Annotated in this window: 7 protein-coding genes; 3 read left to right on the top strand and 4 right to left on the bottom strand. The window is 75.2% G+C overall.

The window, feature by feature from the left end:
* Positions 1–107: 107 nt before the first annotated feature.
* Positions 108–626: an acyl-CoA thioesterase gene (locus ACLQ22_RS02295; RefSeq protein WP_121396503.1), complete on the bottom strand. Its 519-nt coding sequence runs from the start codon at positions 624–626 to the stop codon at positions 108–110.
* A 23-nt stretch (positions 627–649) separates the two neighbouring features.
* Between ACLQ22_RS02295 and ACLQ22_RS02290 the strand changes: the two genes are divergently transcribed.
* On the top strand, positions 650–1312 hold the full coding sequence (locus tag ACLQ22_RS02290) for a hypothetical protein (RefSeq protein WP_425690821.1): 663 nt from the start codon (positions 650–652) through the stop codon (positions 1310–1312).
* Positions 1313–1410: 98 nt separating this feature from the next.
* On the opposite strand, the gene ACLQ22_RS02285 is transcribed toward ACLQ22_RS02290, so the two are convergent.
* Entirely contained in the window at positions 1411–2574 is a 1164-nt protein-coding gene (locus ACLQ22_RS02285; protein WP_425690820.1) for an acyl-CoA dehydrogenase family protein, read from the bottom strand.
* Positions 2575–2823: 249 nt separating this feature from the next.
* Between ACLQ22_RS02285 and ACLQ22_RS02280 the strand changes: the two genes are divergently transcribed.
* Positions 2824–4251 (top strand): UDP-glucose dehydrogenase family protein, encoded by a 1428-nt coding sequence (locus ACLQ22_RS02280; protein WP_425690819.1) that lies wholly within the window; start codon positions 2824–2826, stop codon positions 4249–4251.
* A 162-nt stretch (positions 4252–4413) separates the two neighbouring features.
* Complete coding sequence (locus ACLQ22_RS02275) at positions 4414–9330, top strand: SCO7613 C-terminal domain-containing membrane protein (RefSeq protein ID WP_425690818.1); 4917 nt, start codon at positions 4414–4416, stop codon at positions 9328–9330.
* Positions 9331–10036: 706 nt separating this feature from the next.
* On the opposite strand, the gene purE is transcribed toward ACLQ22_RS02275, so the two are convergent.
* Together purE and ACLQ22_RS02265 are read right to left on the bottom strand one after the other, a co-directional pair.
* Positions 10037–10528 (bottom strand): 5-(carboxyamino)imidazole ribonucleotide mutase, encoded by a 492-nt coding sequence (gene purE, locus ACLQ22_RS02270; protein ID WP_311414331.1) that lies wholly within the window; start codon positions 10526–10528, stop codon positions 10037–10039.
* A 163-nt stretch (positions 10529–10691) separates the two neighbouring features.
* A complete protein-coding gene (locus ACLQ22_RS02265; protein ID WP_425690817.1) occupies positions 10692–11873 on the bottom strand; it encodes a 5-(carboxyamino)imidazole ribonucleotide synthase in 1182 nt (393 codons plus the stop codon).
* Positions 11874–11880: the final 7 nt, after the last annotated feature.

The following is an 11880-nucleotide window of genomic DNA, read 5'->3' as shown; positions in this document are numbered from 1 at the left end:
GGGAAGCGCCCCCGCCCTGACGGCCGAGACCGGTGCGGCGGCCCGACGTGCCGCTGGAGCGGGATCCGCCGGCGCGGGACCGGACGTGTCCGCCGGCCGCTGGCGTGTCAGCCGGCGCGGTGGGCCTGGATGGCGCGTCGCCGGGCCAGCCGGTGCGCGCGGCGGATCTCCGCCTCCCGGAACCGGCGCTCGTCCTCCGGGCTCTCCGGCAGCACCGGCCGGACCGCCCGCGGCGCGCCGCCGAGGTCGACGCCCACGAAGACCAGGTACGCCGTGGCCACCCGCACCGGCTCGTCCTCGGCCGAGTCCCACCGCTCGGCCACCACCCGGACCCCGACCTCCATCGAGGTCTGCCCCGTCCAGTTCACCTGGGCGTGCGCGTGCAGCAGGTCCCCGACCCGGACCGCCTCGGTGAAGACGATCTCGTCGATGGCCGCGGTGACCGCCGTGCCGCCGCTGTGCCGCGCCGCGGCTGCCCCCGCCACGTCGTCGATGAACTTCATCAGCACCCCGCCGTGCACGGTGCCGTAGAGGTTGACGTCGACCGCGGTCATGATCCGGCTCAGGGTGACCCGGGAGTAGGAGGTCGGCTTGCCGGCCGGCGCGGTGGAGGGGTGCTCGGTCATGTCGGAAACGGTACGGTGCGCGGATGCGACATCTCTGGAGCTTCCTCGCGGGGTTGGTGGTGGTGCCCGTCACGTGGGTGCTGGTCACCCTCGGGCAGGACGGGTCGGCGGGCACCGTCGACCGTTGGGTCGAGATCGGCACGTCGAACTCGGCCAATCTCATCGAGCCCGCCGTCTACCTCGCCGTCGGCGGGGTGCTGCTCGGCCTACTCGGCACGCTGCGTACCTCACCGCTCGGCCCGCTCGTGGCCGGGCTGCTGCTCGCCGCCCCGTACGTGGGGATGTTCGTCGCGCCCTTCGACGTGCGGGACCGCATCCCGGACGGCTGGAAGGTCTTCGGCGACCCCCTGCCGCTGCACCTGCCGGTGGAGAACGGCACGCTCTTCCTCATCGGCATGCTGCTGGTCGTGGCCACCTTCAGCGGGCAGCGCTGGCGGCGGTGGCCCCGACCGGTGGTCGAGCCGACCCCGGCGCCCGCCGAGGGGCCGGAGCGCAACGACTTCACGCTGACCGACTGGCCGCCGGCCGAGCCGGCCGACCGGGACACCGCCCCGCCGAGCCTCGGCTACCCGGACGAGACGCCGACGGAGCCGCTGCCGCGCCGCACCGGCGGGGGTTCGCCCTGGTCGGCGCCGCCGCGCGCCGGCAACCGCCCGGAAGACGAGACGACGACCGAGATCCGGTGACGCTCCGGCCGCACGCGCGCCGGCTGGCGGGCGGCGGGGGGACCGGGATCCGGTGACGACACGGGCGGGCCGGACGACCGGCCCGCCCGCCGACCCGCTCAGCCCTTCAGGAGCTGACGGGCCATCACGATGCGCTGCACCTGGTTGGTGCCCTCGTAGATCTGCGTGATCTTGGCGTCCCGCATCATCCGCTCGACCGGGTAGTCGCGGGTGTAGCCGTAGCCGCCGAGCAGCTGCACGGCGTCGGTGGTGATCTCCATGGCCGCGTCCGAGGCGAAGCACTTGGCCGCCGCGCCGAAGTAGGTCAGGTCGGCGTCGCCCCGCTCGGACTTGCCGGCCGCCGCGTACGTCAGCTGCCGGGCCGCCTCCAGCTTCATGCCCATGTCGGCGAGCATGAACTGGACGCCCTGGAACTCGGCGACCGCCTTGCCGAACTGCTTGCGCTCCTGGACGTACCCCTTGGCGTAGTCGAGCGCGCCCTGGGCGATGCCGACGGCCTGCGCGGCGATGGTGACCCGGGTGTGGTCCAGGGTCTTCATCGCGGTGCCGAAGCCGGTGCCCTCGGCGCCGATCATGCGGTCCGCGGGGATCCGGACGTTGTCCAGGTAGACCTCGCGGGTCGGCGAGCCCTTGACGCCGAGCTTCTTCTCCGGGGCGCCGAAGCTGACCCCTTCGTCGGACTTCTCGACCACGAAGGCGGAGATGCCCCGGGACCGGGCCGACGGGTCGGTCACCGCGAAGACGGTGTAGAACTCCGACACCCCCGCGTTGGTGATCCAGCGCTTCACGCCGTTGAGCACCCAGTGATCGCCGTCACGCACCGCGCGGGTGGTCATCGACGCCGCGTCGCTGCCGGCCTCCGGCTCGGAGAGGCAGTACGAGAACATCGCCTCGCCCGCCGCCACCGGGGTCAGGTAGCGCCGCTTGAGCTCCTCGGAGCCGGCCAGCAGCAGCGGCATGGTGCCGAGCTTGTTGACCGCCGGGATCAGCGAGGACGAGGCGCAGGCACGCGCCACCTCCTCGATCACGATGGCCGTGGCCAGCGCGTCCGCGCCCGCGCCGCCGTACTCGACGGGGACGTGCGGGGCGTGGAAGTCGGCGGCCCGCAGCGCGTCGTAGGACGCCTTCGGGAACTCGCCGGTCTCGTCCGCCTCGGCGGCGTGCGGCGCCACCTTGGCCGCACAGACCTCACGGACCGCCTCCCGGATCGCCTCGTGCTCCTCGGGCAACCGGTAGACGTCGAACGACTGCTCTGCGGCCATGTCGGCCCCTCCCCTTCACCGCTATCATGCGCAGTCTGTAGCGTCTCCTGACCGCCGACGGCGCAGACTGAAGGATAGCGACAGAGTTCAGGTCATGTTACCGCCGCGTAGCCTTGGACGTGGCGGAGCGCCGACGCCGCCCGGCGACGATGGAACAGGCAGACGTTAGAGTCCCTCCGGTGCCCGCCCAGGCGCCGCAGCAGAACGCGACGCGACGATGCGACGCCAGCGCGAGCGGAGAAGACAGGCGTGACGATCCCGTACCCGAACACCCAGCCGATGCCCGCCATCGCCGCGGTGACGCCCCCCTCCGGCGCGCAACGGCCGCGGGTGACCTTCCTGGGCACCGGCTATCTCGGTGCGACCTACGCCATCTGCTACGCGGAACTCGGCTACGAGGTCCTCGGCTTCGACGTCGACGCCGACAAGATCGCCATGCTAAACGCCGGCGAGGTGCCGATCCACGAGCCCGGCCTCGACGAGCTGCTCAAGCGCAACCTGGCGGCCGGGCGGCTGCGGTTCAGCACGGACATCGCCGAGGTCGCCGAGTTCGGTGACGTGCACTTCATCTGCGTCGGCACGCCGCAGCGCGCCGACGGGATGGGCGCCGACCTGTCGTACGTCGAGGCGTCGGTCACCAGCCTGGCCCAGCACCTGACCCGCAAGGCGCTGATCGTCGGCAAGTCGACCGTGCCGGTCGGCACCGCCGAGTGGGTGGAGCAGCTGGTCAGCAAGCACTCCCCTGCCGACCTGGGCGTCGAGGTGGCGTGGAGCCCGGAGTTCCTCCAGGAGGGCTTCGCCGTCGACGACGTGCTGCGGCCCAACCGGATCGTCGTCGGCGTCAAGAGCGAGTGGGCCAACGGCATGCTCTACGCCGCCCACAAGGGCGTCTTCGACCTGGCCGCCACGGAGGACCGCGAGGTGCCCCTGGTGGTCACCGACTTCGCCACCGCCGAGCTGGTCAAGGTCGCCGCGAACGCCTTCCTCGCCACCAAGATCTCCTTCATCAACGCGATGGCCGAGGTCTGCGAGGCCTCCGGCGGCGACGTCACCCACCTCGCCCGGGCCATCGGCTTCGACCCGCGCATCGGCAACCGGTTCCTCCAGGCCGGGCTCGGCTTCGGCGGCGCCTGCCTGCCCAAGGACATCCGCGCGTTCCAGGCCCGCGCCCAGGAGCTGGGCGCCGGGGAGGCGTTGCGCTTCCTGCACGAGGTCGACCTGATCAACCTGCGCCGCCGGACCCGGGTGGTCCAGCTCGCCGCCGAGCTGCTCGGCCGCCGCTCCGGGCCCGCCGGACCGGACCTCTCCGGCACGCGCGTGGCCGTCCTCGGCGCGACCTTCAAGCCCAACACCGACGACGTACGCGACGCGCCGGCCCTCTCCGTCGCCTCGCTGCTGCGCAAGGCCGGCGCCGACGTGCACGTCTACGACCCGCAGGGCATGGAGCGGGCGCGCGCCGTGGCGCCCGAGCTGGTCTACGAGCCCGGCATCAACGAGGCCGTGACCGGGGCGGACCTGGTCTGCGTACTCACCGAGTGGGCCGACTTCCGCAACGCCGACCCGGTGGCCCTCGGCGAACTGGCCGCCGGCCGCAAGGTGGTCGACGGCCGCAACTGCCTCGATTCGGCACTGTGGACGCAGGCCGGCTGGGAGTACCGCGGCATGGGTCGCCCCTGACGATCGACGACCGACGGCCGGTCGCGGAGCACACTCCGCGACCGGCCGTTCGCCGTCCGCGTGGACGATCTTTGCCCCGGACCCGCCGACAACTGTCGAAATCCGCGCCCACATTGGGCATGCTGCCAAGGTGGGAGTCCACAGTGCGGGTGGAGGGGTGTCGTGGCGACCTTTCAGTGCTCCTCGTGCGGCCGGGAGATCAAACCGGCCGTCAGCTGCCCGCACTGCGGTGCGCACCAGCCACAGTGGGTCGAGCACCTGGCGGAGATCGAGCGGTCCATCGCGGAGATGAAGGCCCGCGAGGCCGCCATCGCCAGCGAGCAGCGGCAGATCGCCGCCAAGATGCAGGCCGCGCTCTTCCAGCGGGACATCCTCGCCCACGCGGGTGAGGAACGTCTCAAGCAGGCCACCCGCCCCCGTCGGGTGCTGCGCCGCAGGCCGGGCCGCCGGCCGCCCACGGCCGCCACCGGCGCCCCGCCCCGGGTCCCCCGGCAGGGCACCCCGGCCGGCCCGGAGGACCCGCCCCCGCCCCCGCCGTCGACCGCCACCTGGCTCGACGCCGACGACCCGGAGCACCCCCCGGAGGCGTCCTCCCGCGAGGTGCAGAACATCCCCCTCGGGCTCGGCGCGCTGCTGCTCGGGGTCGCCGCCGTGGTCTTCGCCGCGGTGGCCACCAGCTCGATGGACGCGCTGGCCCGGCTGGGCATCCTGCTGCTCGCGACCGTGCTGATGCTGCTCGCCCCGCCGGTGCTGGCCCGGCGCGGGCTGACCTCGACCGCCGAGACCATCTCCGCGGTCGGCCTGCTCCTGGTGCCGCTCGCCGGCTACGCGCTGTGGGCGGTGGACCGGATCGGCAACGGCGGCGCCTCGGGCGCGATCTTCGCCGGCATCATCTTCGCCGTCACCGCCGGCGTCTCCTTCGGCTACGCGGGCTGGACGGGGCTGCGCGCGCCCCGGTTCGCCACGGTGCTGGCCGCCCAGCCGGTGCTGCCGCTGCTGGCGGCCGACCGGATCACCGGCCCGGGCGGCTGGGCCCTCGTGCTGACCGCGGTGGCCCTGCTCGACCTCTGGCTGGCGCGGTCGACGGTCACCGTGGAGCGGCCGGTCCGCCGGGACCTGCCCGGGCCCTCGGCGCCCCCCGCCGGGTCCCCGGCCGCGCCCCGGCAGCGCCGCGCCGACGGCCGCCCGGAGGGGGCGCCCGAGGAGGCCGGCGAGGTGCTCGACGGCGGGCTACCGGCGCAGGACCGAGTGCCCGCCGCCCGCCCGGTGCCGTGGCTGCGCGAGCTGACCTGGGCGCTGCACGGGGTGGCGGTCGCCCTCGCCCTCGCGTACGCCGTCTCCGCCCTGCTCCGTGCGAGCACCGTGCCGGCCGCGACCGGGGCCGGCACGGTGCTGCTGCTGGCCGCCGCGGTGGGGCTGGCCGGAACGCTGGTGCTGCGCCGGCCGCCGCTGCCCGACCTCGGCGCCGGGATCTTCACCCTCGCCGTGATCGGCGCGCTGAGCCGGATCGCCTCGGTGGCGTTCCCCGGGCGGGCGCTGCTGCTGATCGCGGCGGTCATCACGCTGACCGGGCTGGCCGTCCGGGCGGTGCCGGAGGCGGCCCGACGCGGGCCGCAGCTCGCCTCGGCGGTGGCGCTCACGGTCAGCGGGGTGGTGGTCGCCGGGGGTGCCCTGCGCGCCGGGGTCGCCCCCGTCCGGGCCGCGCTGCCGGCCTGGGCGGCCGACCTGGACCGCTACCCGGCCGAGCTGGCGGCGGCCGTGGGACCGGCCGCCTGGCAGCTCGCCGTGAGCGCCTTCCTGCTGACCGTCGCCGCGGTGCTGGCCCTGCCACCCGAGATCCGCCGGGAGTTCGCGGTGGTCGGCGCGGCGCTGACCGCGCTCGCCGTACCGGCGTCGTTCGGTCTCGGCTGGGCGCTGGCGCCCTGGCCGATGGTGCTGACGGCCGTCGGCATCGGGGTGGTCGGGCTCTCCGCCCGCACCGAACGCGCGGCGCTGGCGCACGCGGCGACCGCCGCCGGCGTCGGCCTGTTCGGCGCGGGCGCGGGACTGGCCCGGCCGGCGTTGACCACCGCGGTCCTGCTCACCCTGTTCGCCGCCGGGGTCCTGGTCGCCGTGGCGCCCCGGATGCGGCTCGCCCCGGCGGCGGCCGACACCGTCTCGGCCTGGGCCGCCGGAGGCGCGGCGTTCGCGCTGCCGGGCGCGGTGGCCGCCTTCGTGGCCGCGACCGTGCCGGCCGACCCGACGCTCACCCCGGCGAGCCTGCGCGAGGTCACCGTCCCGGTGCTCGCGGCCAGCTTCCTGGCGGTCTGCGTCACCCTCGGACACGCCGCCGTCGTGCAGGTCTCCCAGCGCCGCATCCCGACGCCGCTGGCGGTGGGTACCGCACTCGGCGCGGTCACGGTCACCGCCGCCGCGTTCGGGGCCCCGGGCGCCACCGCCGCCGACGCGTGGGTCGGCGGCCTGCTGCTCGTCGCCGCCGCGATGGTGGTGTTCGCCGGTCCCATCGACGCCGGCCGGCGCTCCGACCTCACGCTGGACGGCTCCGACCTGGCCGCCGCGGCGGTGACCGCCGCCCTGATCGCCACCCTGGCCCGGATCGCGGCCGTCCTCGCCCCCGGCGGGCAGCTCGCCGTCGCCGCCGCGCTGGTGCTGGTGGTGGCCGTGGCCGCCCGGGCCATGCCGGAGGAGTGGCGACGCGGGCCGATCGTCGGCCTCGCCGTCGGCGGCGTGCTGATCGGGCTGCTGGCCGGCTGGAGCGCGCTGCGGGGCGGGCTGGGGGTGCTCGCCACCCCGGGTCCGATCTGGGCCGGCGACCTGGCCGGTTGGCCGGCCGGGCCGACCGGTGGGTCGACGTGGCAGGCCCCGGTCGCGCTGGCCCTGCTCGGCGTCGCCGCCGCCGTCCTGCTGCCGCCACCGTGGAAGTACGACGTGTCGGGCGCGGCGGCCGTGCTCGCCACGATCGGCGCGCCGGCCGCGTTCGACCTGCCGTGGTGGTCGCCCGTCCTGGTCGGCGGCATGGTCGCCACCGTCTTCGGGGCTGCCGCCGTGGCCGCGGTCGACCCCCGCGCCGGCTTGTCCCGGGCGGTCGTGGCCGGTGCCGTCGCCCTGCACGCCGCCGGGGCGGGCCTGGTCCGGCCGTGGACCACCGCGCTCGCGCTGGGCAGCATCGCGCTGATCGGCATCGTGGTGGCGGCGCTGGCCCGGTCGCTGGCCGTGCCGCTGGTGGACGACATCGAGACCGAGGGGATGCCCCCGCACCTCGCCCAGATCGGGGGCGCCGCGGCCGGCGCCGCCCTGCTCGCGTTCCCCGGTGCCGTCGCGGCGCTGGCGGCCGAGTTCGGGCGTGCGCCGGAGGTGGTGCTCACCGCCGCGTTGGCCGCGTCGAGCCTGGGTCTGGCGGCGGTGGCCGCCGTCCGGCGACGGATCCCGCAGTACCTGCCCTGGGCGAGCGCGGCGGTGGTCGGCGGTGCCACGGTGAGCGCCCTGGCCGCCGTCCCCGCCGGCATGCCCGTCGGCGTCTACGCCGCCGCGGCGGCCCTGCTCGGGGTGCTCGCGGAGCTGGTCCGGGGCGCGACCGAGCCGCCGGTCGGCGCGGCCCAGCCGGTCCGGCGCTGGTCGGTGCTGCTCGACGGTGCGCTGCGGCGGCTGCCGGACGACGGCACGCAGCGCCGCTGGCGGGTCAGCCCCGCCGCCGGTGCGCTCGCCGCCGCCGCGCTGCCCACCGCCCTGGCACTGGTGTCGATCGCGCCGTCCCTGGTCGTCGCCCTGGTCGATCCGCACCGCAGTCTCGGCCGGGTCTGGCAGGGACCACCGCCGGAGCTGCTCACCCCGCCGCCCGACGCGGTCGACGCGACCCACGTGCTGACCGCGCTGCTGCTCACCGCGACCGCCGCGCTCGCCGCCACCGGCTTCAGCGGCGGGCGACGTTCCCGGGCCGTGCCGGTGGTGCTGCCCGGCGCCGCCGTCACCCTGCTGATCACCCCGGTGTCGCTCGGCAACGGCTGGCCGGCGAGCACCCTGGCGGCGCTGTCCGTGTTCACCATCTCGATGCTGGGCCTGGCGCTCACCCCGCCCCCGCCGCTGGCCGAGCGGGCCCGCTCGCTGCGGCTGGCCCGGGTGCTCGTCTTCGCCATCGGCCTGGCCGCCGGGAGCGCGGGCCTGATCGGCGGCCTGGCGACGCGGGAGCTGACCCTGTTCACCCTGGGCGGCGCGGTCGGCGTCGGCACGGTGGCCGCGATCTTCGGCACCACCCAGCGGGCGCGCATCCTCGGCTGGCTGTTCGCCTCGCTGACGGCGCAACTCTTCGTGCTCACCGCCGGCCTGGTGGCCGGCCTCGCGGCCGTCTGGTCCGCGTTCGGCGTACTGGCGGTCGGCGCGGCCCTGCAGGTGTTCGCCGCGACCCTGCCTCGGCTGCGTCGCCCCGAGGCCCAGCGGGAGGCGGCCACCGTCGAGTGGAGCGGGTACGCCGCCGCCCTGATCGCCCTGGCGTTGGCCTTCGACTCGCCCCGGCACATCGCGGCGCTGCTGGCCGCCTGGGGTGCGGTACTGGGCGTGGCGGCGACCCGACCGGGCCGCCGGCCGGTGGAGCGGCGCATCCTGTTCTGGGCGGTGGTGGTCTGCGAGATCGCCGCCTGGTGGATCCTGATGCGGGTCGCCGACGTGGCGCTGCCGGAGGCCTACACGCTGCCCTTCGCGGCGCTCGCCCTGCTCGTGGGGGTGCTGGAGTTGCGGCACCGGCCCGACCTGAGCAGCTGGGTCGCGTACGGGCCCGCGCTGGTCGCCGCGTTCGTGCCGACCCTGGCGATCGTGCTGGCCACCGACTCCAGCACGCTGCGCCAGGTGCTGCTGCTGCTCGGCGCCGTGGCCGTCCTCGTCTTCGGCTCGATGAGCCAGCAGCAGGCGCCGGTGATCGTCGGCGCCGCCGTGACGGCGATCGCGGCGGTGCACGCCCTGTTCAGCCTGGGGCCGTGGCTGGCCCTGATCCCCGTCGGCATCCTGCTGCTGGCGCTCGGCGCGAGCAACGAGCGCCGGCGCCGCGCCCAGGAACGCCTCCAGACGGCCCTACGCGGCATGCGATGAGATCGACGGGCCCGTCCCCGGCTACCGGCGCGGGCGGGCCCGCTGAGCCCCGTGGCAGCCGGCGGGTCAGGCGCTCCGGTGTGGGCGTTGCGTCCCCCGCTCCGGTGTGGGCGGCAGGTCCGCCGCTCCGGTGTGGGCGGCAGGTCCGCCGCTCCGGTGTGGGCGGCAGGTCCGCCGCTCCGGTGTGGGCGGCAGGTCCGCCGATTTGGCGCTACGCGGCAGCTCCCCACCGCCGCTCGGCGCTGCGCGGCAGGCCGCCCGACAGGGCCTTCGCGCCTAGGACCGGCGTCCAACGCCCTCGGTGATCGCTGATCGTCGGGGTCGCCGGCCTTCCGGAGAACACGCAGTGTGACTTCGCGGCTCGACCGGCCACTTGCCCCGTCTCCCCTTTGCTCTGCAGCCATCGACGCAACAGTCACCATTCGTCACGGACACTTGAAGCTTCAACCACCGCAGCGATAAGAAAACACCAGCTCAGACCGCTGGTGCGTGGATGCCTGCAGAGCAAAGGGGCAGAAGGGACGCCCCCGCCCCGAGCCGTCATCGTAACCCTGAGTAACGCACGCTTCCGTCACGGACAGCGACTACCTCGCACGCGCCGACGGCACGGACCACCTCAGCCTCGCCGACGGCACGGACCATCTCGGCCCCGCCGCCGACCAGCGCCAGGTCGACGTCCGGCCCTCAGGGTCCGGCGCGGAGGATCTCAGGCGAGGGAGGCGCGCAGGGCAGCGTCCTTCTCGGCGACCAGCTGCTCCAGGTCGGCCTGGTAGGCCGACATGCGGTCGAGCAGAGCGCGGTCGGCGGCGGCCAGGATGCGGACGGCGAGCAGCCCGGCGTTGCGGGCGTTGCCGATCGACACGGTGGCCACCGGCACGCCGGCCGGCATCTGCACGATGGAGAGCAGCGAGTCCATCCCGTCGAGGTGCTTCAACGGCACCGGGACACCGATCACGGGCAGCGGGGTGACCGAGGCGACCATCCCGGGCAGTGCGGCGGCGCCACCCGCCCCGGCGATGATGACCTTCAGGCCCCGGTCGGCCGCAGCGCGCCCGTAGTCGATCATCTTGATCGGGGTACGGTGCGCCGAGACGACCTCGACCTCGTACGGCACCTCGAACTCGTCCAGCACCTCGGCGGCGGCCTTCATCGTCGGCCAGTCCGAGTCGCTGCCCATGATCAACCCAACGACGCTCAAGCCGGTCCGCCTTTCGTTCGCGACTGCGGGGCTCGCAGGCTCACTCCTCGCGCTCACCCGTCCGCCTCTCGTTCGCGACTGCGGGGCTCGCAAGCTCACTCCTCGCGCTCACCCGTCCGCCTTTCGTTCGCGACTGCGGGGCTCGCAAGCTCACTCCTCGCGCTCACTGGTGCCCCTCGCGCAGCCAGCGCGCGGCCCGCGCGGCCCGCGTCCGTACGTCGTCCAGGTCGTCACCGAGCACCGTGACGTGCCCGATCTTGCGGCCTGGCCGCACCTGCTTGCCGTAGAGGTGCACCTTCGCGCCCGGCTCGGCCGCGAAGAGGTGGTGCAGCCGCTCGTCGATGGAGATCCCGCCCGGCTCGCCACCGAGCACGTTCGCCATCACCACCACGGGAGCGGTCAGCGAGGTGTCGCCCATCGGGTAGTCGAGCACCGCCCGCAGGTGCTGCTCGAACTGCGACGTGCGGGCGCCCTCGATGGTCCAGTGCCCCGAGTTGTGCGGCCGCATCGCCAGCTCGTTCACCACGATCCGGCTGCCCCCGGGCGCGGCCCGGTCGGCGACCTCGAACAGCTCCACGGCGAGCAGGCCGACCACGCCGAGCGCGGTGGCCAGGTCGATGGCGAGCTGCTGGGCGGCGACCGCCAGCTCCTCCGGCAGGCCCGGCGCGGGGGCGAGCACCTCGACGCAGATGCCGTCGCGCTGCACCGTCTCCACCACCGGGTACGCGGCGACCTGCCCGAACGGCGAGCGCGCCACCTGCACGGCGAGTTCCCGGCGCAGCGGCACCCGCTCCTCGACGATCAGCCGGGTGCCGCCGGCCAGCAGGGTCGTGGCCAGCTCCTCGGCCTGCGCCGCGTCGTCGACCAGCCAGACGCCCCGGCCGTCGTACCCGCCGCGGGCAGCCTTGAGCACCACCGGCCAGCCGGTCTCGTCGCCGAACGCCACCAGGTCGGCGGGCTCGGCGACGGGGCGCCATGCCGGGTTCGGTGCGCCCAGCTCGCCGAGCCGCTCCCGCATGGCCCGCTTGTCCTGGGCGTGCAGCAGCGCGTCGGCCGGCGGGAAGAGCTTCACGCCCTCGGCGGCGAGCGTGCGGATGTGCTCGGTGGGGACGTGCTCGTGGTCGAAGGTGACCACGTCGCAGGCCTTGGCGAAGGCGCGCAGCGCGGCGAGGTCGGTGTGGTCGCCGTACTGGACGTCGGCGGCGACCAGCGCGGCGCCGTCGTCGGGGGCCAGCGCGAGCACGCGCAGCGACTGGCCGAGGGCGATCGCGGACTGGTGGGTCATCCGGGCCAGCTGGCCGCCGCCCACCATGCCGACAACAGGCAGACCGGTACGGGAATCCATAGCGGCG

Source organism: Micromonospora sp. DT178, from assembly GCF_049841695.1.
Lineage (GTDB): Bacteria > Actinomycetota > Actinomycetes > Mycobacteriales > Micromonosporaceae > Micromonospora.
The sequence above is the reverse complement of the archived record's forward strand: the minus strand, read 5'-3'. Positions and strand labels throughout refer to the sequence as shown.

Coding starts and splice junctions, on each gene's coding strand:
- ACLQ22_RS02295 (WP_121396503.1), bottom strand. CDS start 626: ATGACCGAGCACCCCTCCACCGCGCCGGCCGGCAAGCCGACCTCCTAC.
- ACLQ22_RS02285 (WP_425690820.1), bottom strand. CDS start 2,574: ATGGCCGCAGAGCAGTCGTTCGACGTCTACCGGTTGCCCGAGGAGCAC.
- ACLQ22_RS02265 (WP_425690817.1), bottom strand. CDS start 11,873: ATGGATTCCCGTACCGGTCTGCCTGTTGTCGGCATGGTGGGCGGCGGC.
- ACLQ22_RS02290 (WP_425690821.1), top strand. CDS start 650: ATGCGACATCTCTGGAGCTTCCTCGCGGGGTTGGTGGTGGTGCCCGTC.